Source organism: Occultella aeris, assembly GCF_902703175.1.
GTDB classification, from domain to species: Bacteria; Actinomycetota; Actinomycetes; order Actinomycetales; family Beutenbergiaceae; genus Occultella; species Occultella aeris.
Map to the genome: position 1 here is coordinate 10,636 of NZ_CACRYJ010000058.1, position 20,989 is coordinate 31,624.

Sequence of the window (20,989 nt, forward strand, 5' to 3'; positions counted from 1 at the left end):
GTGCGACTGAGCGCCCGGGCGATCGGCCTGCTGATCAGCGGGGCGATCCTGGCCGTGCTGGCCGCATCCATGCAGTCGCTCACGCTGGCCCGGATCGCGGGCCTGGTGGTCGCGGTGCCGCTGGTGAGCCTGCTCTGGTCGCTGGTCACCCGGGCTACCTCGAAGCCGGCGGCGGTGGTGCGCACTGTCATCCCGCAGCGCCCGACAGCTGGCTCCAGCGCGACGGTCCGGCTGCATACCACCGATGTCCGGCTCGGGCCGTGGACGACCCTGCGCGAGCGCGTGCCGAGCGCCCTGCACCGGAGCGGGACAAGCGGAGGCGGCTACACGATCACCCCGCCCAGTCGCGGAGTGTTCTCCCTGGGCCCGGCGACGGTGCATCGCTCCGACCCCCTGAACCTCGTGCGCTGGCGGGTCACCAGCGGTCCGACGGACGAGGTGATCGTCTGGCCCCGATACGCCGACCTGACCCGGGAGATCCGCGCGGTGACACTGGACGCCGCCGTGTCCCGGCCCCAGGGCAGCCCGCAGCGCAATCTCGAGGACCTGACGCTGCGCGAGTATCAGCGTGGTGACGATCTGCACCGGGTGCACTGGCGCAGCTCCGCCCGTCAGGGCGCGCTGATGGTCCGTCAGGACGAGCCGTCGACGACGCACGGCGTGGACGTCCTCCTGGATCTCGGTGCACCGGAGGACCACTCCCCCGAGAACGGGACCGAGTGGGCGGTCAGCGCCGCCGCGTCCCTGGCGGTCTCGCTGATCCGGCACCGGTACCGGGTCCGGATCGCCACGCACCACACCACCCGCGGTGGCGCGAGCGACGAACCGCTGGTCGGCCCCTCGCAGACCGAGGCGCTTGACCTGCTCGCCAGGGCAGAGGCCATCCCCGCCGACATCCGGGACGACGTGCACGCCGAGCTCATGCGCCGAGCACGCGGCAGCGGGGCGCCGATCCTCATGGTGGTGCTCCGGGAGCCCGAGGAGGCGTTGATCGACCGGATCGCGCCGTTGGCCGGGCGCCGCCGGTGCTTCGCTCTGGTGGTGTCCGCGGTCGCCCGCACGGACCTGGGGCCGCTGGAGTCCGAGGGCTGGAGCGTGTCCCAGGTGGGTCCGGACACCTCGGTCGCCGACGCCTGGTCCGACCTGCTCGCGTTCGGGGCCCGCTGATGGGCCGCCGACTGACGGCCACCGGGGCGGTCCTGGTCGCCACGTTGTCATCTACCTTCGCGCTGGCGCGGCTCGTCGATCAGGACGTGTGGCTGCGCAAGGGGATCCTCGCCCTCATCATCGTCGCGGGCGCGGTCCTGCTCGCGCGCCGGTTCCTGCGTTCGGACCTGCTGCCGACCCTGATCGGCCTGGTGGTGGCTGCGTTCACGGTGGCGGCCATGTTCGCCCCGGGCTCGGCGCTGCTCGGGATCCTCCCCACGAGGGCGTCCGTCCACGAACTGCGCGCCCTCGTCGACTCCGGCCTGTTGGCCGCCCGGGAGTCCACGCCGCCGATCTCCGGCAACGTGGGGGTCGGGCTGCTCGTGGTCACCGGGATGGTGGTCGTGTACCTGTTCGCGGAACTTCTGGGGGTCGGGGCCGGCGCGCCCGCGTGGGCCGCGCTGCCACTCCTGGGGCTCTGGACGGTCCCCGTGGTGATCGGTGCCCGGGTGCACAGCTGGGTCTTCGTCGTCGCGGGCCTGAGCTTCCTGATGCTGCTCGCCGTCCAGGCGCGGGCCCACGAGCCGGCGGCCCGGTCGAGACGGCGTGCGGCCGACGCACTGCGACGCCGGGCGCTGGTGGCGAGCGCGACGGTGGTGGGGGTGACCCTGGTGGTTGCCCTCGTCGGGGCACCCAGCCTGCTCCGGTTGCCGAGCCCGGTGCGCCTGCACACGCTCTACGACCTGAGCTCGTCCAACTCCACCCGGCTGGACCTCGGTCTGGACCTGCGGGAGAACCTGCAGCGGGACGAGGACGTGCTCCTGGTGACCTACCAGGGCGTCACGCCCGCCCAGCTCGGGCCGCTTCAGGCCTACACGCTCACCGAGTTCAACGGCAGCACCTGGGAGCGTGGCGAGCCTGGCGACACGGTTCCGGTCGAGGGTCAGACGTTGTGGCCGCAGGAGGATCCGGGCGGCGGTGCCGGTCAGCAGGCCACGATCACCATCCACGACCTCGGGCAGGACCGGTTGCTGGTACCCGGGGAGCCACGCACGGTCTCGGTCGAGGGCGTCTGGGCCTACGACCCGACAGCCGACGAGATCATCGCTCAGGGCTCGCCGCCGTCCCCGTTCACCTATGACGTGGCGTTCAGGCCACGGGATCTCAGCGCCACGGCGCTGAACACGCTCGATCCGCGGTCCCTGGACGTCGACCAGGAGTTGCTGGAGGTCCCGGACACCGGGTACGGCCAGGAGATCGCCGACCTGACCCGTGAGGTCGTGGACGCGGCCGGCGCGACGACGCCGTACGAGCAGGTACTCGCGATCCAGAACTTCCTTCGCGACGACTCCCTGTTCGTCTACACCCAGACCATCGAGGGCGCTCGCACCACCGACGCGGTCTGGGACTTCCTCAACGACCGGCACGGGTACTGCGTGCAGTTCGCGACGGCGATGGCGATCATGCTGCGCACGCTGGACATCCCGACCCGGGTCGCGATCGGGTTCCTGCCCGGTGAGACCAGGCCGGACGGTGTCAACGTGATCTCCGCGCACCGCGCCCATGCCTGGCCCCAGGTGCTGTTCCCCGACGTCGGCTGGGTACGGTTCGAGCCGACCCCGAGCCTGCAGTCCGGGGATGCGCCAGCGTGGGCACCCACCCCGGTCACGGGTGACGAGCCGAGTCAGGAGCCGACCGCGACGCAGGCGCCCACCACGGCCGCGACCTCACAGGCTCCCACCACGGGCCCGGCTGCCACGACGCCGTCGACCACCGCACCGGACTCCTCGAGCGCCCAGCGCTCCAACGTCGCCGTGGTGCTCGCCGTGATCTCCGCCTTGATCGTGCTCCTCGCCGCCGTGGGCGCCTGGCGCCGCCGGCGCGCTTCGGGAAGCACGCTCGAACACCACTGGGAACGGGCGGTCCATGCGCTGGGGCGGGCCGGGTTCGACACGTCACCGGCGCTGACGCCGAAGGCGCTGGCGCGGGCGGCGACCGAACGTCTCGAGCCCGACGCAGCGGCCGCACTTGGTCATCTTGCGGACGCGGTGGCTACCGAGCGGTACGGTCGCTCCGATGCTCCCGCGGCCGATCCGGTGAACGTCGACCTCTGGGCGGAGCAGGTCGTTGCCGCCGCCAAGGCCGCAGGCCGGCAGGGCGCTGCTACGCGCCACTGAGCGCGCTCCGTCGCTGAGTGCGCTTCCGATGGAGCGCGCCAACGGCACGCCACTGCACATGCCTGCCGCCAGGTGAGTCCGAACGACTGCGTTCGGACGGCACCCGCGGTGCTGCGCCTCGGTACTACAGGTCCGGTTCGGTGATAGACGTCCGGTGCGCTATTGACCGTCGCTGCGGCGACGGTCCCAACGCTCCTCCAGCCGCGTCATGAACGAAGACTTCCGTGGCTTCATCCGACGCACGTTCGTTGCCTTGCCAGCTTCACCTGTCGGTGCCGCGCTCCCCACACGGGGCCGCGAGATCGCCCACATGACGCCACCGAACATGGCGAGGAAACCAGCGATGCCGAGCGGAATGAACTGGCTCGCCACGCCACCAACGAGCATGCCCAGTCCGGCCAGCGCCACGAGTGTGCCGAGCACCACGTGCAAGGGTCGGCGCGTCGGCGTGCCGGAGATCGCATCCGCGAGCTTGGGGTCGTCGGAGCGCAGCTGCTGCTCCATCTGCTCCAGCACGCGTTGCTCGTACTCAGAGAGAGGCATGTCACCTCCCAAAAGGGTTCCGGACCGCCCCCGTGCGGGGCTGTTGGATCCTTAGTTTAAGTCCCCCGAGCGGTTCGCGGTAGCCGGAACGGACAGCAGTGATCCCGCTGTGAGCGCATTCACTCCATATCGGGCCCGGACGGCGTCCATCGCACGCTCCGCATCGCGTCGTTCCTCCCCCGGATCGTCGAGTCGAGCCTGCACCACCGTGGTCGCGGAATCGCTGAGCGCGTCACACCGGACGCCCAGGAGTCGCACTCCCCCGGCCGGCACGTCCACACCTGCGAGCAGCGCCCGCGCCGCTTGGTAAAGCTCGTGCGCGACGTCCGTCGGAGCCTCCAGGGCACGCGACCGGGTCAGGGTGGTGAAGTCCGCGAACCGCACCTTGATGGAGACCCCGGCGGTGACCAGATCGCCCGCGCGCAGGCGGGCCGCGCACCGGTGCGCCTGATCGAGCAGGACCGCCGCCATCTCCGCCCGCCCGGTGAGGTTGATCGCGAAGGTCTGCTCGTGACCGATGGACTTCTCCTGGCGGACGGGCTCCACCGGCCGTGGATCACGCCCCCAGGACAGGTCGAACAGCCGCCCGCCGGCGGAGTTGCCGAGCAGCCGGTTCAGCGTCCCCACCGGGGTGTTGGCGAGGTCGGCGACCGTGTGGATCGCGAGCCGGGCCAGGTTCGCCTGGGTGCGCTCCCCGACCCCCCAGAGCGCGCCGACCGGCAGCGAGTGCAGGAACGGCACACTCGCCTCGTCCGGGATGAGCAACAGGCCGTCCGGCTTGGCGTGGCTGGACGCGAGCTTCGCGACGAACTTCGTCGAGGCGACACCGACCGAGGCGACCACCTTGAGCTCCGTGCGGATCCGCTCGCGGATCTGCTCGGCGATCAGTCGCGGCGGCCCTATCCTTCGCCGCGCACCGGAGACGTCGAGGAACGCCTCGTCGATGCTCAGCGGTTCGATCACGGGCGTGACCTCGCCCAGGATCCGCATCACCGACTGGGACACCTCGCGGTAGCGCCCGTGCTCGGGCTGGATCACGATCGCCTGCGGGCACAACGCGCGTGCCTGCGCCATCGGCATCGCCGAGTGGACCCCGGCGGCGCGCGCCTCGTAGGTCGCCGAGAGCACCACACCGCGGTGCTGTCCACCAACGATGACCGGCCGGCCGCGCAGTTCCGGGCGATCGATCAGCTCGACCGCGGCGAAGAAGGCGTCCATGTCCACGTGCAGGATCGGGGTCCGCGAGTCGTCCCTGCCCCAGTCGCGGTTCGCGCCGACGCTGCGCGGACCCCGGCTCATGCCGAACTCATGACGCCAACGCGGACACGCGCTGGTCCCGCGCCGCGGACGCCCGCAGCACATGCTCGCCGGCGAGCCCGAGGAACTCGGTCGCCGCCTCGAACGTCTCCTGGGCACGCTCCACGCTCAGCGCGACATCCCGGTCGGAGTCGATGGCCGCGCGGATCGGCGCGCCGCTTGCGAAGTACACGGCCCAAGGCTGCCACTGCTCGCCCGCCTCGGCGAGTTGCTCCCAGACGCTGCGCACGGCCCGCCGGCGCCTGGCCGGCGCCGACACCGCTCCCGACCCGACGGCGACGACCGCGGCCGCCGCCCGGAGCCCGGCCATGTGGGCATGCAGGAACACCGTGCGCGCGCCGGTACCGACCCCGACCTCGTCGAGCTCAGCCTGGGCGCGACGCAGGAGCTGATCGGGACTCGTGTATGCCGCCATCTCGCCTGCCTCCGTCCTGTTCCGTCTTCGATCGACCGCCGGGCTCCTCAGGGGCCGGTGTTCGACCTGCAACCAGTATCGAACACGTGTTCGAACCTGTCAAGAGGTACGGTCTGTCCATGGCCCGCCGCCGCTCACCGCGCTCCCGCGCCGTTCCGCAACGATCGCAGCGGTCACCGTGGCCGACCGGCCCCGTTCCAACCTCGCTGTCGACTGTAGAACTGACCACCGACAACGCCGATCCGGACGGTGTGCTGGTCCTCCTCGACGGGGTCGAGAGCTCCCACCTCGACCTCGCCGATCCGCGTCGGCTGATGTTCGAGTACATGCAGCAGATGCTCGCCGCCCTGGAGGAGTCTCTGCCCGAGGGCGGCGGAGTCCGGGCCCTGCACCTCGGTGCGGCCGGCTGCGCCCTGGCCCGGGCCGTCGACGCCACGTGGCCGGACTCGCGCCAGCTCGCCGTCGAGGTGGATGCCCTCCTCGCCCAGTACGTGCGCGACTGGTTCGACCTGCCCCGCGCGCCCCGGCTCCGGATCCGCGTCGACGATGCCCGGCGCACCACGACGGCGGCCCGTGAGAACGGCTATGACGCGGTCATCCGGGACGCGTTCGCAGACCGGGCGGTACCGGCCCATCTGCGCACCGTGGAGTTCACCCGCGAGGTGGCCCGGGCCCTCGGGCCCGGTGGGCTCTACCTCGCGAACACCGCCGACCATCCACCGCTGCCGCTGGCCCGCCGGGAGGCGGCAACCGTGGCCGAGGTGTTCGAGTACACCGCCGTGATCGCGGAGCCGGGCGTCCTGAAGGGCCGCCGGTACGGCAACGTTGTGCTGGTCGGCTCCGCCGAGCCGCTGCCACTGGCCCACCTGGACCGGCGCGTGCGGACCCTACCTGCGCCCGCGAGCCTGGTCCACGGGCCGGCGTTCGAGGTGTTCGTGGGCACCTCACGCCCGTTCACGGACCCGCCGCCGACGCTCGATGCGGACCCGGTCGCCGCGGCGGCCACGGCCGAGGGCGACGGGCCCACCCCGGCGAGCGCCGCCGTCGACCACTCGTCCTGAGCACCGCGGACTCCGGCGGCTCCGAGCATGCGAGAGGGCCCGCACCCGTGGGTGCGGGCCCCCTCACCGAGTGAGATCAGACGGCGCGAACGCTCTCCGCCTGCGGGCCCTTCGGGCCCTGGGTGATCTCGAACTCGACGCGCTGGGCCTCTTCGAGGCTGCGGTAGCCGTCTGACTGAATGGCCGAGTAGTGGACGAAGACGTCGTCGCCGCCGCCGTCCTGGGCGATGAAGCCGTAGCCCTTCTCAGCGTTGAACCACTTGACGGTTCCCTGTGCCATGTTGTGCGTGTCCTTCCGGGGACAATTCAGGGGCGAGCCCGGTGCCCACCCCGGTGATGCCGCAATGCTTCGCCCCACGTCAGTGTGGACGGACTCGTGGCACCTCAACGGCCCCACTCGTTCGTCCGTGAGACCTGCACCGGTTGTGCTTGCCCCGGGTCGTACGTAAGTGAAACGCCTGCAACAGGGTCAAGTCTGGCATGGCCGGCGTCAAGAATTCCACTGATTCGCAGGAATCGGTGGACCGGGCGTCAGTCGGAGTCGCCGTCCTTGCCGGCGAGGTAGGCCTCGAACTGCGCGCCGAGCTCGTCGGCACTGGGCAGTTCCTCCGCCGGCGCGGTCAGCGATCCGCGGCCCGGTTCACCGTTCGCGCTGAGGAACGAGTCGAACTGGGTCTCGAGCGCGTGCACGACGGCGCCGACCTCCTCCGAACCGGACACCTGCCGGTCGATGTCAGCCCGAACCTTCGCCCCGGCCGCCTCGAGGTCACCCACGGGCAGGCTCAGCCCCGTTGTGCGCGAGATCTGCCGGACCAGTTCCGCGGCCGCCTGCGGGTACTCCATCTGGGCCAGGTAGTGCGGCACGTTGACCGCGTAGCCGAGGGCGTCGCGCCCCTCCTGACCGAGCCGGAACTCGAGCAGTGCCGAGACGGTGCCGGGCACCTGGACGTTGGAGAAGTAGTTCGGGTGCTCCCCGATCAGATCCGCCCGGGTCGCGTGCGCCGTGACCGTCATCGGGCGTGTGTGCGGCACGCCCATCGGTACGCCGTGCACGCCGATCGTGGTGGTCACGCCGAAGTCCTCGATGATGGTGCGCACCGCCGCGACGAACCGTTCCCACTGCAGGTCCGGCTCGAGCCCGTGCAGCAGCAGCACCGGGGCGCCCTCGTCGTCGCGGATCAGGTCGACGACGAGCTCAGGGTCCTCGTAGGACGTCCAGGCGCCGTCGTCGAACACCATCGACGGCCGGCGGGAACGGTAGTCCAGGAGCGCGTCCACATCGAAGTCGATCAGTCGCTCACTCGGGAGCTTACGGGTCAGGTGACGGGCCATCAGCCGACCCGCGTGGCCGGCGTCCATGGCGCCCTGCAGGGCGTGCACCAGGACCGGGACCTCGCCGTCGCGCAGGTCCACCGGGCCGTCGGTGCGGCTGTACAACTCTCGTGGGTCCTTCGTCATGTCACTCACCTCTCCACCGATCCAACACGAGGACCGCCGGTGTCATTCCCCATCATCCCCTCCCGACCGGAGAGTGGACATCGCGACGCGGACTGCGCCGATCAGGGGGATAATGGACGGCCGTCCGATCCACGCCAGTACCGAGAACTGCCGCCGAGCATGCAGGGAGATCCGATCACATCGTGACCGCGACCGAACCCACCAAGAACATCGTGCCGTTCGCCGAGCAGACCTACCTGGACGCCGTCTATGCCCGCTTGGACGAGTTGCGCGAGCACACCACCCAGCGGCTCGCGCAGGTGCGACGCGAGGGCCCGTCGGGCTCGCCCCAGAACCGCTCCGAGCGCGACGCGTTCGCGACGCTGTACGAGGACCGCCTGGCCCAGCTCGACGCAGTCGAGGACCGGCTCGTGTTCGGACGGATGGACCTGCGCGACGGCGGGCGCCGGTACGTCGGCCGGATCGGCCTCTCGGACGACGACCACGCCCCCATGCTCACCGACTGGCGGGCACCGGCCGCCCGCGCCTTCTACCAGGCGACCGCGGCGAACCCCGGTGACCTGATCCTGCGCCGACACCTGCAGACCCGCGCGCGCACGGTGATCGCGGTCGAGGACGACGTGCTCGACCTGGATGCGCTCACCGATGCGGCCGAGGTGAACCTCTCCGGCGAGGGAGCCCTGCTGGCCGCCCTGAACGCCCAGCGCACCGGCCGGATGGGCGACATCGTGGCCACCATCCAGGCCGAGCAGGACGCGGTGATCCGCTCCGACCTGGACGGCGTGCTGGTGGTCCAGGGCGGCCCCGGCACCGGGAAGACGGCGGTGGCCCTGCACCGTGCCGCCTACCTGCTCTACGCGCACCGGCAACGCCTCGAGCGGTCCGGAGTCCTGATGATCGGACCGAGCCGGGTGTTCCTGCGCTACATCGAGCAGGTGCTGCCCTCCCTCGGCGAGACCGGTGTGGTCGCCTCGACGATGGCGGACCTGGTGCCGGGTGTGAGCGCGCGTGGCATCGAGTCGGACCGCGTCGCCGAGATCAAGGGCCGGGCCGTGTGGGCGCGGATCATCGGTTCGGCCGTGCGAGCCCGGCAGCGGGTGCTGCCGGAACGGGAGCTGAAGGTGGGTTCGGTCCGGCTCACGCTGCGTCCGGCCGAGGTGCGCGAGGCGCAGGCTCGGGCCCGACGCGGACGAGCGCCGCACAACCTCGCCCGGGTGACGTTCGTACGCCAGATGCTCACCGCCCTGTCCCGTCAGTACTCCGAGATGGTGCCCGGTCTCGGCGAGGACGACCACATGGAGGTGCTCGAGGAGCTCCGGTCCGCGCGGGACGTGCGGGTGGCGCTGAACCTGTGCTGGATGCCGTTGTCCGCGACCGGTCTGCTGGCCGACCTGTACGCCAAGCCGCACCGGCTCGCTGAGGCGGCACCGATGCTGACCGCTGCCGAGCGCGCCCTGCTCGAGCGGGCCGACGGCGAGTGGACCCCCGCCGACGTCCCGCTCATCGATGAGGCCGCCGAACTCATCGGCGCGGACGAGGAGGCCGATCGCGCCCGCGCCCGAGAGGCCGAGACCCAGCGTGCGCAGGAGGTCGAGTACGCCCGAGAGGTCCTGGAGGCCAGCGGCGCGGGTGGCGGCATGGTCTCCGCCGAGGTCCTCGCCGACCGGTTCGCGACCTCCGGTCCCCGGCAGACCACGGCCGAACGCGCCTACGCCGACCGCAGTTGGACCTACGGGCACGTCGTGGTCGACGAGGCCCAGGAGCTCTCCGCGATGGCATGGCGGGCGCTGCTGCGCCGCAACCCGACCCGGTCGATGACCATCGTCGGCGACGTCTCGCAGACCTCCACCCGGGCCGGCACCTCCGACTGGGGAGCGACCCTCGACGGGCCGCTACGCGGCCGGTGGCGGTTGGCGACGCTCACCGTGAACTACCGGACGCCGTCCGACATCATGGACGCTGCCAGGCGGGTGGCCACGGCCGCCGACCCGGAGCACCCGCCGACGCCGGTCACCTCGGCCCGGGACGTCGACGACGCGCTGGCGATCACGCGGGTCGACGACCTGACGACGGGCCTGCGGGCGGCAGTCGAGGCCGAGCGGAGGATGCTCGACGGCGGCCGGCTCGCCGTGGTCGCCGCGCGGCACCGGCATGCGGAGCTGTTCGCGGCGCTCGAGGTGTCCCCCGTGGTCGACCTCACCGACGAGGTGGTCCTGCTCGACCCGGCGGGCAGCAAGGGCCTGGAGTTCGACGTCGTCGTGCTCGGCGAACCGGCCGAGCTGATGCCGGAGTCGGACCGGGCCGGCGACCTGTACGTGGCGATGACGAGGCCGACCCGGCGCTTGCACGTGGTGCATCACGGGCCGCTGCCGGAGGGCCTCGCCGACGTCCACTGAGTGGTCGCGTTTTTGTTACTGGGCCGCGCAGGTGGACGATAGGGCCGTGGTCAAGGCGCTCCTTCTGGAAAACATCCATCCGCTCGGCAGGGAACTGCTGGCGCACGCCGGCGTCGAGGTGGTCACCGCCAAGGGTGCCCTCGACGAGGACGAGCTGATCGAGGCGCTGCAGGGCGTCGACGTCCTCGGCATCCGGTCCAAGACGAACGTGACGGCCCGGGTGCTGGAGAGCGCACCCGATCTGCTCGCCGTCGGCGCGTTCTGCATCGGGACGAACCAGATCGACCTGCGAGCCGCCGCCGGCCGTGGCGTCGCAGCGTTCAACGCGCCCTTCTCGAACACCCGCTCGGTCGTGGAGCTGGCCCTCGCCGAGATCATCGCGCTGACCCGGCGGCTCACCGAGAAGGACAAGGCGCTGCACGCCGGCACCTGGGACAAGTCGGCGACGGGCGCGCACGAGGTGCGGGGCCGCACGCTCGGCATCGTCGGGTACGGAAACATCGGCACCCAGCTGTCGGTGCTCGCCGAGGCCCTCGGGATGCGCGTGGTGTTCTACGACACCGCCGAGAAGCTCGCGCTCGGCAACGCCCAGCGGATGCGCAGCCTCGACGAGTTGCTGGACGTGGCGGACGTGGTCACGCTGCACGTGGACGGGCGGCCCGGCAACGCGGGCATGTTCGGGCCGGCGCAGTTCGCCCGGATGAAGGAGGGCTCGATCTTCCTGAACCTCTCCCGCGGCTTCCTCGTCGACTACGCCCACCTGCGTGACCAGATCGTCTCGGGCAGGATCGTCGGTGCCGCGGTGGACGTCTTCGCCGAGGAGCCCAAGGCCCAGGGCGACGCGTTCGAGTCCGAGCTGCGCGACCTGCCGAACGTGATCCTCACCCCGCACGTGGGCGGCTCCACCGAGGAGGCACAGAAGGACATCGGCATGTTCGTCGCCGGCAAGCTACGCGACTACCTCGAGACCGGCGCCACGGCGCTGAGCGTCAACGTCCCCGCGCTGATCCTGGACCGTCCCCGCGACGGCTCGCACCGGATCGCGCACCTGCACCGCAACGTGCCGGGCGTCCTCGCCGCGGTGAACCGGACCCTGGCCGCGGGTGGTGCGAACATCGAGAGCCAGGTGCTCAGCACCTCGGGCGACGTGGGTTACGTGGTCACCGACCTCAGCACCGACCTGCCGCCGTCCGAGCTCGCCGAACTGCTGGACATGGAGCCGACGATCCGCGTGCGGGCGCTGCACCCCGACTCCGAGGACTGACCTCCCCCACAGACGCGAACGGCGGGCCGGGCGACGGGGTGCTCCCCATTCGCCCGGCCCGCCGCGTCACGTGGCTCAGCCGGACTTGCGCCGGAACACCCGCTTGCCCTCGGCGCCGGTGACCTCGGAGCCGTGCACGCTCCCGGTGTTGCGGCGCCCCTCGGCGGTCATGTGCTCCTTGTCGCGCTTGCGCTCGAGGGCCTCGCGCATCTTGGCCTTCGAGTCGGCCAGAGCGGCCTCGTCGGGTCCGGCATCTGTGGGATCGGGCATCGTCACACCTCTTCGTTCGTTCGTCCGCCTGGTTCTCCGGCGTGCCCCCTACCCTGCCGTGGCCGGCTGGCCGGCGCCACCCATATTCGATTGCGCCCGGCCTGCGAGGTAGCCAGGGTGGGTGGCATGCCTCTCACGATCCGCGGCTACCGGTCGGACGACGCCGCGAGCTGGCTGCGTTGCCGGCTGCTGAGCTTCTTCGAGACCGAGTACTACGACGACGTGTACACACAGCGCCCGACGTACGACCTACCGTCGGTCCAGCTGGTAGCGGACGACGGCGGAACTGTCGTCGGTCTGCTCGACGTCGCCGTCGACGGGGTCGAGGCGACCATCGAGTCGGTGGCCGTCCACCCCGATCACGCCCGGTCCGGCATCGCGAGCCGGCTCCTGGAGGCGGCGCTGCCGCGCCTGGCCGGCGCGCGCACCCTGGACGCGTGGACCCGCGGGAACGAGGCCGCGAACGGCTGGTATCTGTCCCGCGGTTTCCGGGAGAATCACCGCTATCTGCACGTGTACGCCGACAGCGGCGTGACGGAGGCAGAACTGGAGGGCTTCACGGCGCCGGAGCCGCTGAGTGCCCCGCTGTTCGCGTTCGCGCACGCCCGCATCGACGACGAGGATGAGATCCGCCGGCGGTACCGGCGGGTGCACGTGTGCAGGCAGTACCTGCGGGACCTCACGCCGCCCGACTGAGCCTGCTCACCGCCGAAGGTGCGCCAGCACGACGGGCAAGGGATCCGCCGGATCGGCCGTGTCGACACGCAGGTGCGGGTCGGTCCACGGCGGGGCCGTGGTCGCCCGCGACACCTTCGCCCAGGTGGGCTCCGGGAAGCCGGCCAGGTCCCGCCGCCGCCCCTCGAGCCGGGACCGGTGCAGGTCCGGGTCCGAGCAGATCACGTCCACGACCCGCAACGGGGCGCCGGACCGAGCCGCCAGTCTCCGCCACTGCTCACGCGCCGGCTCCACCGCGTTGACGGCGTCGACCAACACACTCTGGCCCAGGGCGAGGACCTCCTCGGCGAGGGCTTCGACCACGACGTAGGCGGCCAGGCCCGTAGGCAGCGACCCACCGGGACCACCGACCCCGGCGCGCCACATGGCGGCCTCGACGGGGTCGACGGAGAGCACCGGAACCGTCAGCGCGCGGGCGATCCGGCCCGCCAGGTGGGACTTGCCGGCGCCCGGCGGCCCGGACATCACGATCAGCATGCGCCCACGCTACGTGCCGCCACGGACGGCGCACTACGCTCGGGGGTCATGACCTCCGCGTTCCCGGCCGAGGACCGTTACGACCGGATGCCTGTGCGCCGGGCGGGGAACTCCGGCTTGGACCTGCCGACCGTCTCTCTCGGCCTGTGGCAGAACTTCGGCGACGCAACCCCGATCGACCGCCAGCGCGAGATCATCCATCACGCGTTCGACCGCGGCATCACCCACCTGGACCTGGCGAACAACTACGGTCCGCCGATCGGCGCCGCCGAGGAGAACCTCGGTACCCTGCTGGCCAAGGACCTTCGGGCCCTGCGGGACGAGCTGGTGATCACCACGAAGGCCGGCTACCGAGCCGGGCCAGGTCCCTACGGCGAGGGCGGCTCACGCAAGTACCTGCTGTCCTCGCTGGACGCCTCACTGCGGCGGCTCGGCCTGGATCACGTCGACATCTTCTACAGCCACCGGTACGACCCGAGTACGCCCCTGACCGAGACCCTCGGCGCGCTCAGGACGGCGGTGGACTCCGGCCGCGCCAGGTACGCGGGCATCTCCTCCTACTCGGCGCAGCGCACCCGCGAGGCGCTGGCCGTCGCGGACCAGCTCGGGCTGCGCCTGAGCGTGCACCAGCCGTCGTACTCGATGATCAACCGCTGGATCGAGCACCCGGGCCCCGCCGGCGAGTCACTCCTGGACGTCGCCGGGGAGGCCGGGCTGGGTCTGGTGGTGTTCTCGCCGCTGGCGCAGGGCATGCTCACCGACCGCTATCTCGACGGCGTGCCTGCCGACTCGCGCGGCGCGAAGGGGGCCTCGTTGAAGGCGGAGTACCTCACGACCGCCAATCTCGACCGGATCCGTTCGCTGAATGCCATCGCAGAGCGGCGCGGACAGACGCTGGCCCAACTGGCGGTGTCGTGGGTGCTCCGCGACCCGCGCGTCACGACCGCCCTCGTGGGCGCCTCCAGCGTGGCCCAGCTGGACGACACCCTCGCCACGCTCGACGCGCAGACCCTCACCCCCGCCGAGCTGGCCGAGATCGATCGGTACGCCCGCGATGGCGGCGTGAACCTGTGGGGCGCGCGCTCGAGCGACCTGTGAGGCGCACCGATCCGGCCCCCGATGCGGCGCGGTGTCCGCGTCCGCCCGCGGCCCGGCCCGTTGACGCCCGCAGGGATTGGGTCGATGCTGCCGCCGGTGGTGCTGGCTTCCCCTCCAGCGCCACCGGCGGCCGTCTATGGGAGCGACTCCTCGCTCTGGTCCGGGCGGTCCACCCGCAGGGCGGCGATCGCGGCCTCGAAGTCCTCCAGCGAGGAGAACGCCTGGTACACGCTCGCGAACCGGAGGTAGGCGACCTCGTCCAACTCGCGCAGGGGGCCGAGGATGGTCAGGCCGACCTCATGCGCGTCGATCTCCGCGACACCGTTGCTGCGGATCGTCTCCTCGACCTGCTGTGCGAGCAGGGCGAGGTCGTCATCGGAGACCGGCCGCCCCTGGCAAGCCTTGCGGACCCCGGAGATGATCTTGTCCCGGCTGAACGGCTCGACGGCACCGGAACGCTTCATCACGTTCAGACTGGTGGTCTCGATCGTCGTGAATCGCCGACCGCAGTTCGGGCACTGGCGCCGCCGCCGGATCGCGGACCCGTCCTCGGCGGTCCGGGAGTCCACGACGCGGGAATCGGAGTGCCGACAGAACGGGCAGTGCACCGACGGATCCTTCCCACATCGTGGCCGCAGCTCCCGTGCACTACATGTGCGCGGATCACAACGGTGTAACTACTAGATGTAGGGAAACGTTAGGCGCTCGCGTGCCCAGATGCAAGCGACTTCGGGCACCCGTCCGGCTGGGCCCTGCTGCCGGGGCACCCAGTGGTCAGCCGACGGGAACCGTGAGCGCCTGACCTGCCACCACCGTGGAGGTGGCGAGCGAGTTCAGCTCCATGATCTGGTCGATCACCACGCGCACGTCCACGCCGGGCGCGGCGTGCTCTGCAGCGATCGCCCACAGGCTCTCCCCGGGCGAGACGACCACCGTCGCCACCTCAGTCGGCGCGGCCGGCTCGGATGGGAATGCGAGGCCGAGGACCGACCCGAGCGCCGCGGCGACGACGAGTCCGAGCACCACGAGCGCCCGGCGGCCGCGAACCGTCAGCCGCAGCGGCGCATCGACGGCGGCGCCGGCCGGCTCGACCGTTTCGGCGGGCAGCGCGTCCGAACGGCGCACCGGCCGACGGACCGGCCGCACCGGGGCGCCGTCGTGCTCGGGCCGGGCGAGCGGCACGGACACCGGCGCCAGCGCAGGCGCGGCGGTGAGGTCAGGCAGGGCCGGCACGAGGCGACGGGTCGGCGCCGGGGCGAGCGGGCCGACCAATGCCTCGGGCGAGGCCACCAGCGCGACCGCGGACGACCCGACGCTCGGATGGGCACTCACGACCCGGGTCACCGGCCGGACGGGTCCGGTGCGGCCGCCCGGCACCGCCGACAGGTGGCGCCGACGTGCGACTCGGCCACGCCGCGTCCCGGCGTTGGCACCCGCACGGAGTTCGGCGTGGGGGAAGGCCAGTGCACTCATCGGGAGTCTCCTCGGTCGTCGCGGGTAGAACGATTGTTCGTCGAACGGCTGTACTGAAGGTAGCACGCGACCATTCCGATGTCGACACGCCAGTCGAACACATGTTTTGCGGATCTGCCGTTGACGCCTACTGTTGTCCTGAACACCTCGACAGCACATCACCGCCCTCTGACAATGGCGGAAACACAGGCGTAACCGACCACCAGGAGGAGACCGTGACCCGATCCAGCCGCTCCAAGTCCCCCGACCCGAAGGACACGCCGGGCGCCGACGGCCTCAGCGTGCGTCAGCGGCAGATCATGGACTCCATCCGGTCGAGCATCGAAGCCAAGGGATACCCGCCCACCATGCGGGAGATCGGTGCGGCCGTCGGGCTGGCGAGCCCGTCCTCGGTGAAGTACCAGCTCAACCTGCTCGAGCAGAAGGGGTACCTGCGCCGGGACCCGATCTCCACCCGCGCGATCGAGGTCATCGCGCCGGACGACGCCCAGTCCGTCCGCGGCGACATCGACATCTTCGAGGCGCCGGACCGGGAGGGAATCGACCCCGGTGCCGCGTACGTGCCGGTCGTCGGCCGGATCGCAGCCGGTGGCCCGATCCTGGCCGAACAGGCCGTGGAGGACGTGTTCCCGCTCCCCCGCCAGCTGGTCGGCGAAGGTGATCTGTTCCTGCTCAAGGTGGTCGGCGAGTCGATGATCGACGCGGCGATCTGCGATGGCGACTGGGTGGTCGTGCGGCAGCAGAACGTCGCCGAGAACGGCGAGATCGTCGCCGCGATGATCGACGGCGAGGCGACCGTGAAGACGCTCAAGCGCTCCGCCTCGCAGGTCTGGCTGATGCCGGCCAACCCGGCATTCTCACCGATCGACGGGAATGAGGCGCAGATCCTCGGCCGCGTGGTGAGTGTGCTCCGATCGATCTGAGATCGGGGTTCGGCTTCTGGCGTCGCCCGGGGTCAGAAGCCGAACTGCCGGGCGACGCCGCGGATCTCGTCCGCGCTGGCGCGCAGGCTGGCAAGCTCGGACTCATTGAAGTTGAACTCGAGACGCTCGCCGACGCCGTCGCGGTCCACGATCGACGGGACGGACAGGCACACGTCGGAGATGCCGAGGTAGTCCTCGAGCAGACTCGAGACAGGCAGGATCGCACGCTCGGAGCGCAGCACTGACTGGATGATCCGCACGCCGGCGAGGCCGATGGCGTGGTTCGTGGCGCCCTTGCCATCGATGATCCGGTACGCGGAGTTCTTCACCTCGTTGGCGATCTCGGCCAGGTCCCCTGGGCTGAGCACGCCGGTGGCGGCCACGAACTCACGCAGCGGCACCCCGCCGATGTTGGCGGCGCTCCAGAGCGGGAACTCGGAGTCGCCGTGCTCGCCGACGATGTAGGCGTGCACGTTCCGGACCGCGATCCGGCTGTGTTCACTGAGCAGGTACCTGAGTCGCGAGGTGTCCAGCACCGTGCCGGAACCGAACATCTGCCGCGGCGGCAACCCGGAGATCTTCAGCGAGGCGTAGGTGACCACGTCCACCGGGTTCGTCACCATCATGTAGATGGCGTCGGGTGCGACCTCCACCAACTGCGGCACCAGCGTGCGCATCAGGTTGATGGTCCGGTCCGCGAGCTCGATACGGGTCTGCCCAGGCTGCTGCTTTGCGCCCGCGGTCACCACCACCATGTCCGCGCCGGCGCAGATCCCGATGTCATCCGATCCCTCCACCGCGCCCATGGGCATGAAGGCCATGCCGTGGGAGAGGTCGAGGGCCTCGGCCTCCACCTTGGCCCGGTTCACGTCGTACAGGACCACCCGGCGGGCGACGCCCCGGATCAACGCCGCATACGCCAGGGTGGCGCCGACCGAGCCGGCGCCGACGATGGCGAGGGTGGAGACCCCGGGAGGTGTGGCGGCTCGGTCTGGTGCCTGGGTCACGACGGGATTCCTCTCGTGGTGGGTCGCCTTCGCGGTAACCCTATCCGGCCCACGCCGGGCTGCTCGATCAGGCTCTCGCGAACCTGCGCGGCGCCACCCGCGCCAGGTCCACCCGCTCGGTGGTCACGAGTCCCGCAGATCTGTTCCTCAGCGTTCTCTCGCGGTGTAGTTTCCACACCAGAGGTGCGAAGTCGTGACCTGAACCGCTCGGGAGCATGGCGACCGAGAGCAGGGAGAGCTGGATGGCCGGCAACCGTGCGTCACGTGTGGTCTGCGCGGTAGCACTCATGGTCCCCATCTTCATCGCTGGTGCTGGTACGACCGGTCGTGTGGCGGGAGCGGCCGCTTCTACATTCGCGACACAGCCCGTCGAACGCGAGACGACTTCGGCACGACCCTCAGCGTGGGATGAGGCGCAACGGGTCCTCATGGAGCTCGCCCACCGGGCGACCGGCGGCGGACTAGGGTCCCGGCCGATGATGTCATCAATGCCCAGATCGATGACAACACCAACACTGTCACGGTCTACGTTCTGCACGAGCGACTCGCTGCAATGCAGCGCAGTGGCTCTCTCGATCCGGTCGTCCGGCTGGTGGCCTACGTTGATGATGCCGTCGACGAAGGGCGTGCCGATGATCAGAACTGACCGCCCATGAGAACGGTCACGAGCACACTCCTCGCGAGCGTGAGCGTGGCAGTGGTGCTGACGGGGTGCACAACCGACCGGAACCCGACGCCGGAGCCCACCAGCGACCCGACAGTCGCCGTCTCCGATCTGCAACCCATGACACTGCGCGAGGCGCTGGAGGGGCCCGAGTACGGCGAACAAGTACGCCTCTCCGTCGCGCTCGTCACCGAGGGTGATGTTCCGTTCCTGTGCGACGCGGTCGACGACTCCGATCCCGAGCAGTGCGCAGACCCGAACGTCGAGATCGTCGGCGCGCCGCTGGAGGACCTCGACCTCGTCGAACGCTCCGGGGAGCGCAGCGGCGAGGTGGACCTCATCGTCCTCCTCGTCGATGAGGACACGGCCGAGTACGTCTCGACCGCCCCCTGATCCCTTCGGCGTACTACGAAGCCGCGAGCCGGCGCAGCGCCGCCCGGACCAGGCCGGGATCCGTGGTCGGCCACAGCGGCGGCAGCGACCCGGCCAGGAAGCTCCCGTACCGGGCGGTGCGCAGCCGCGGGTCGAGCACGGCCACGACGCCCCTATCGGTGGTGCGCCGGATCAGCCGGCCGGCGCCCTGAGCGAGCAGGAGGGCGGCATGCGTGGCCGAGACCGCCATGAATCCGTTGCCGCCGTTCGCGGCGACCACCTCGGTCCGGGCGGCCTTGATCGGGTCGTCCGGGCGCGGGAACGGAATTCGGTCGATGATCACGAGCTGGCAGGAGGGCCCCGGCACGTCCACGCCCTGCCACAGCGAGAGCGTGCCGAACAGGGAGGTCGCCGGGTCGGCCGCGAACTGCTTGACCAGTGACGGCAACGAGTCCTCACCCTGGAGCAGCACCGGGGTGTCGAGGCGTTCACGCATCGCCTCGGCTGCGAGCTGCGCGCCGCGCCGGGAGGAGAACAGTCCGAGGGTCCGGCCCCCGGCGGCCTCGACCAGTTCGGCGATCTCGGTCAGGATCCGCTCGTCGGTACCGTCCCGCCCGGGCGCGGGCAGGTGCTTGGCGACGTACAGGATGCCCTGCTTGCCGTAGTCGAACGGTGACGCGACATCCACGCCACGGTAGCCGGCGTCGGACAGCCCCACGGCGCGAGCCGTGGAGTCGAACGTGCCGCCGAGGGTGAGGGTGGCCGACGTGAGCACCACCGCCCGGTCGGTGAACAGCTCGGAGTTGATCGAGCCGGACACGTTCAGCGGCGCGACCATGAGGCGGGAGCCCTCCCCCGGCCGCCGGCCGCGCTCGCACCACACGACGTCCCGGAGGTTGGCGACCCGGTCGGACAGGAGCCGGTCACACACCTCGAACAGGATCAGCATCGCGCTCTTGGCCATGTTCTTCGCGCCGGCCTGCTCCGGGCTGACGCTCGAACCGGACTCGGTGCGCATCGCCGTCATCGCCTCCCGGGCGCCGTCGGCGATCAGCCGGACGGTGCCGATCAGCGCTTCCGGCAGGCCGGCCTGCAGTCGTCCCTCGGGGACGCCCATGAGTTCGGTGCGCAGCGTGTTCACGGCATCGTCCAGCCCGGGCAGCGCGAGCCCGGCATGCCGACGGGCGAGTCGCGCCGCCCGGTCCACCGAGGATGCGGACAGCTCGACAGTGGACTGCGCGGTGACGCGGTCGGCCAGTTCGTGCGCCTCGTCGACGACCAGCACCTCGTGCTCGGGCAGCACCTTGGGCGACCCGGATGCGGCGATCCCGAGCATCGCGTGGTTCGTCACCACGACGTCCGCCTCCCGGGAGGCGGCCTTCGCCTTCTCCGGGAAGCAGTCGGCCAGCAACGGGCAGCGCTGGCCGAGGCACTCCATCGACGTGATCGACACCTGCCGCCACGCCTTGTCGCTGATCCCGGGGATCAGCTCGTCGCGGTCGCCGCTGGTGGTCTGCTCCGCCCACTCGCGCACGCGCACCACCTGGGCGCCGAGCGAGTCGTCCTGCTCCCTGGGGTGTTCCTCGGCCACCGACGGCGCCACGAGCGCCTCCGAGAAGAGCGCCGAGTCGTCCTCGGCCGGGTAGCCGCCGGCGATCTTGTGCAGGCACAGGTAGTTGTGCCAGCCCTTCAGCAGGGCGACGGTGGGCTCCCGGGGCAGCTTGTCCTTGAGGATGTCGGCCACCAGCGGCAGGTCGTGGCCGATCACCTGCCGCTGCAACGCGAGCGTCGCCGTCGAGACGATCGCCCGCTCCCCGGTGGCGACCGCGTTCACCAGCGTCGGCACGAGGTAGGCGAGCGACTTCCCGGTACCCGTGCCCGCCTGGACGAGCAGGTGCTTGGACTCGGTGAGTGCGTCGGTGACGGCACGAGCCATCTCGTGCTGGCCCTCGCGCCGGGCGCCGCCCATCGAGGCGACCACCGCGTCGAGCACGGCATCGATGTCCGACGGCGTCGGTCGCCCTGCGCCGATACGTCCGGCCGGTGCCGGGGTGCTCCCGACTGCCTCGGGCGCTTCCGCGGAGGCGCCCGCACGACCCGTGCTCGCCCCGTCCTGGGCAGCGTCGGCCGACCTGTCCTTCGTCATGGTCAGGGCGTCGTCGGGATCGGTCGAAGTGGGGTCGGCAGGCACGT

20 protein-coding genes are annotated in these 20,989 nt (G+C 71.1%); 9 read left to right on the top strand and 11 right to left on the bottom strand.

All coding sequences use genetic code 11. The features are described from left to right. Window positions 1–1,167 carry a DUF58 domain-containing protein gene (locus tag HALOF300_RS19210; protein ID WP_156742526.1) on the top strand — a complete coding sequence of 389 codons (1,167 nt, stop codon included), beginning with the start codon at window positions 1–3 and terminating at the stop codon, window positions 1,165–1,167. Beyond that, window positions 1,167–3,323: a transglutaminase TgpA family protein gene (locus HALOF300_RS19215; protein WP_156742527.1), complete on the top strand. Its 2,157-nt coding sequence runs from the start codon at window positions 1,167–1,169 to the stop codon at window positions 3,321–3,323. Before HALOF300_RS19210 ends, HALOF300_RS19215 begins: the two co-directional genes overlap by 1 nt. Before the next feature lie 159 nt (window positions 3,324–3,482). Here the strand turns inward: HALOF300_RS19215 and HALOF300_RS19220 are convergent, their stop codons facing one another. Genes HALOF300_RS19220 through HALOF300_RS19230 form a run of 3 tightly spaced genes read right to left on the bottom strand, consistent with a single transcriptional unit; the run spans window position 3,483 to window position 5,598 of the window. After that, window positions 3,483–3,866, bottom strand: a complete 384-nt coding sequence (locus tag HALOF300_RS19220; protein ID WP_156742528.1) for a DUF3040 domain-containing protein — start codon at window positions 3,864–3,866, stop codon at window positions 3,483–3,485. Window positions 3,867–3,917: 51 nt separating this feature from the next. Continuing rightward, window positions 3,918–5,165, bottom strand: coding sequence for a DNA polymerase IV (dinB, locus tag HALOF300_RS19225; protein ID WP_156742529.1), 1,248 nt, complete (start codon window positions 5,163–5,165; stop codon window positions 3,918–3,920). 7 nt (window positions 5,166–5,172) lie between these two features. Further along, window positions 5,173–5,598, bottom strand: coding sequence for an SAV_6107 family HEPN domain-containing protein (locus HALOF300_RS19230; RefSeq protein ID WP_156742530.1), 426 nt, complete (start codon window positions 5,596–5,598; stop codon window positions 5,173–5,175). 119 nt (window positions 5,599–5,717) lie between these two features. On the opposite strand from HALOF300_RS19230, the gene HALOF300_RS19235 reads away from it, so the two are divergent. Continuing rightward, the gene (locus HALOF300_RS19235; protein ID WP_197522685.1) at window positions 5,718–6,659 is read left to right on the top strand and encodes a spermidine synthase; all 942 of its coding nucleotides are present in this window, start codon (window positions 5,718–5,720) and stop codon (window positions 6,657–6,659) included. Between the two features lie 76 nt (window positions 6,660–6,735). On the opposite strand, the gene HALOF300_RS19240 is transcribed toward HALOF300_RS19235, so the two are convergent. Together HALOF300_RS19240 and HALOF300_RS19245 are read right to left on the bottom strand one after the other, a co-directional pair. Then, window positions 6,736–6,939: a cold-shock protein gene (locus HALOF300_RS19240; RefSeq protein ID WP_133108871.1), complete on the bottom strand. Its 204-nt coding sequence runs from the start codon at window positions 6,937–6,939 to the stop codon at window positions 6,736–6,738. A 251-nt stretch (window positions 6,940–7,190) separates the two neighbouring features. Beyond that, window positions 7,191–8,117 carry a PAC2 family protein gene (locus HALOF300_RS19245; RefSeq protein WP_156742531.1) on the bottom strand — a complete coding sequence of 309 codons (927 nt, stop codon included), beginning with the start codon at window positions 8,115–8,117 and terminating at the stop codon, window positions 7,191–7,193. A 182-nt stretch (window positions 8,118–8,299) separates the two neighbouring features. On the opposite strand from HALOF300_RS19245, the gene HALOF300_RS19250 reads away from it, so the two are divergent. Beyond that, window positions 8,300–10,513 (top strand): HelD family protein, encoded by a 2,214-nt coding sequence (locus HALOF300_RS19250; RefSeq protein ID WP_231955618.1) that lies wholly within the window; start codon window positions 8,300–8,302, stop codon window positions 10,511–10,513. 46 nt (window positions 10,514–10,559) lie between these two features. Continuing rightward, complete coding sequence (serA, locus tag HALOF300_RS19255) at window positions 10,560–11,777, top strand: phosphoglycerate dehydrogenase (protein WP_156742532.1); 1,218 nt, start codon at window positions 10,560–10,562, stop codon at window positions 11,775–11,777. A 75-nt stretch (window positions 11,778–11,852) separates the two neighbouring features. On the opposite strand, the gene HALOF300_RS19260 is transcribed toward serA, so the two are convergent. After that, on the bottom strand, window positions 11,853–12,047 hold the full coding sequence (locus HALOF300_RS19260) for a DUF5302 domain-containing protein (RefSeq protein ID WP_156742533.1): 195 nt from the start codon (window positions 12,045–12,047) through the stop codon (window positions 11,853–11,855). Window positions 12,048–12,173: 126 nt separating this feature from the next. On the opposite strand from HALOF300_RS19260, the gene HALOF300_RS19265 reads away from it, so the two are divergent. Then, window positions 12,174–12,743 carry a GNAT family N-acetyltransferase gene (locus tag HALOF300_RS19265; protein ID WP_156742534.1) on the top strand — a complete coding sequence of 190 codons (570 nt, stop codon included), beginning with the start codon at window positions 12,174–12,176 and terminating at the stop codon, window positions 12,741–12,743. 6 nt (window positions 12,744–12,749) lie between these two features. On the opposite strand, the gene HALOF300_RS19270 is transcribed toward HALOF300_RS19265, so the two are convergent. Beyond that, window positions 12,750–13,259, bottom strand: coding sequence for an AAA family ATPase (locus tag HALOF300_RS19270; protein ID WP_156742535.1), 510 nt, complete (start codon window positions 13,257–13,259; stop codon window positions 12,750–12,752). 48 nt (window positions 13,260–13,307) lie between these two features. On the opposite strand from HALOF300_RS19270, the gene HALOF300_RS19275 reads away from it, so the two are divergent. Further along, window positions 13,308–14,357: an aldo/keto reductase gene (locus HALOF300_RS19275; RefSeq protein WP_156742536.1), complete on the top strand. Its 1,050-nt coding sequence runs from the start codon at window positions 13,308–13,310 to the stop codon at window positions 14,355–14,357. A gap of 134 nt (window positions 14,358–14,491) precedes the next feature. On the opposite strand, the gene nrdR is transcribed toward HALOF300_RS19275, so the two are convergent. Further along, entirely contained in the window at window positions 14,492–14,965 is a 474-nt protein-coding gene (nrdR, locus tag HALOF300_RS19280; protein ID WP_156742537.1) for a transcriptional regulator NrdR, read from the bottom strand. 166 nt (window positions 14,966–15,131) lie between these two features. Next, window positions 15,132–15,830 (bottom strand): LysM peptidoglycan-binding domain-containing protein, encoded by a 699-nt coding sequence (locus tag HALOF300_RS19285; protein ID WP_156742538.1) that lies wholly within the window; start codon window positions 15,828–15,830, stop codon window positions 15,132–15,134. A gap of 299 nt (window positions 15,831–16,129) precedes the next feature. Here HALOF300_RS19285 and lexA point away from each other — a divergent pair, with 299 nt between their 5' ends. Beyond that, window positions 16,130–16,753, top strand: coding sequence for a transcriptional repressor LexA (gene lexA, locus HALOF300_RS19290; protein ID WP_235939649.1), 624 nt, complete (start codon window positions 16,130–16,132; stop codon window positions 16,751–16,753). A 32-nt stretch (window positions 16,754–16,785) separates the two neighbouring features. On the opposite strand, the gene HALOF300_RS19295 is transcribed toward lexA, so the two are convergent. Continuing rightward, a complete protein-coding gene (locus tag HALOF300_RS19295) occupies window positions 16,786–17,760 on the bottom strand; it encodes an L-lactate dehydrogenase (protein ID WP_156742540.1) in 975 nt (324 codons plus the stop codon). Between the two features lie 652 nt (window positions 17,761–18,412). Here HALOF300_RS19295 and HALOF300_RS19300 point away from each other — a divergent pair. Continuing rightward, on the top strand, window positions 18,413–18,817 hold the full coding sequence (locus HALOF300_RS19300) for a hypothetical protein (protein ID WP_156742541.1): 405 nt from the start codon (window positions 18,413–18,415) through the stop codon (window positions 18,815–18,817). Between the two features lie 13 nt (window positions 18,818–18,830). Here the strand turns inward: HALOF300_RS19300 and HALOF300_RS19305 are convergent, their stop codons facing one another. Further along, window positions 18,831–20,765 carry an ATP-dependent DNA helicase gene (locus HALOF300_RS19305; protein WP_231955641.1) on the bottom strand — a complete coding sequence of 645 codons (1,935 nt, stop codon included), beginning with the start codon at window positions 20,763–20,765 and terminating at the stop codon, window positions 18,831–18,833. Window positions 20,766–20,989 lie beyond the last annotated feature (224 nt).

What these genes read in the sequence shown, in the direction of transcription:
- HALOF300_RS19220 (WP_156742528.1), bottom strand. Translation starts at nt 3,866, where the DNA reads ATGCCTCTCTCTGAGTACGAGCAACGCGTGCTGGAGCAGATGGAGCAG.
- HALOF300_RS19240 (WP_133108871.1), bottom strand. Translation starts at nt 6,939, where the DNA reads ATGGCACAGGGAACCGTCAAGTGGTTCAACGCTGAGAAGGGCTACGGC.
- HALOF300_RS19285 (WP_156742538.1), bottom strand. Translation starts at nt 15,830, where the DNA reads ATGAGTGCACTGGCCTTCCCCCACGCCGAACTCCGTGCGGGTGCCAAC.
- lexA (WP_235939649.1), top strand. Translation starts at nt 16,130, where the DNA reads ATGGACTCCATCCGGTCGAGCATCGAAGCCAAGGGATACCCGCCCACC.
- HALOF300_RS19305 (WP_231955641.1), bottom strand. Translation starts at nt 20,765, where the DNA reads ATGGGCGGCGCCCGGCGCGAGGGCCAGCACGAGATGGCTCGTGCCGTC.
- HALOF300_RS19245 (WP_156742531.1), bottom strand. Translation starts at nt 8,117, where the DNA reads ATGACGAAGGACCCACGAGAGTTGTACAGCCGCACCGACGGCCCGGTG.
- HALOF300_RS19235 (WP_197522685.1), top strand. Translation starts at nt 5,718, where the DNA reads ATGGCCCGCCGCCGCTCACCGCGCTCCCGCGCCGTTCCGCAACGATCG.
- HALOF300_RS19265 (WP_156742534.1), top strand. Translation starts at nt 12,174, where the DNA reads ATGCCTCTCACGATCCGCGGCTACCGGTCGGACGACGCCGCGAGCTGG.
- HALOF300_RS19270 (WP_156742535.1), bottom strand. Translation starts at nt 13,259, where the DNA reads ATGCTGATCGTGATGTCCGGGCCGCCGGGCGCCGGCAAGTCCCACCTG.
- HALOF300_RS19260 (WP_156742533.1), bottom strand. Translation starts at nt 12,047, where the DNA reads ATGCCCGATCCCACAGATGCCGGACCCGACGAGGCCGCTCTGGCCGAC.
- dinB (WP_156742529.1), bottom strand. Translation starts at nt 5,165, where the DNA reads ATGAGCCGGGGTCCGCGCAGCGTCGGCGCGAACCGCGACTGGGGCAGG.
- HALOF300_RS19230 (WP_156742530.1), bottom strand. Translation starts at nt 5,598, where the DNA reads ATGGCGGCATACACGAGTCCCGATCAGCTCCTGCGTCGCGCCCAGGCT.
- HALOF300_RS19275 (WP_156742536.1), top strand. Translation starts at nt 13,308, where the DNA reads ATGACCTCCGCGTTCCCGGCCGAGGACCGTTACGACCGGATGCCTGTG.
- HALOF300_RS19300 (WP_156742541.1), top strand. Translation starts at nt 18,413, where the DNA reads ATGAGAACGGTCACGAGCACACTCCTCGCGAGCGTGAGCGTGGCAGTG.
- HALOF300_RS19215 (WP_156742527.1), top strand. Translation starts at nt 1,167, where the DNA reads ATGGGCCGCCGACTGACGGCCACCGGGGCGGTCCTGGTCGCCACGTTG.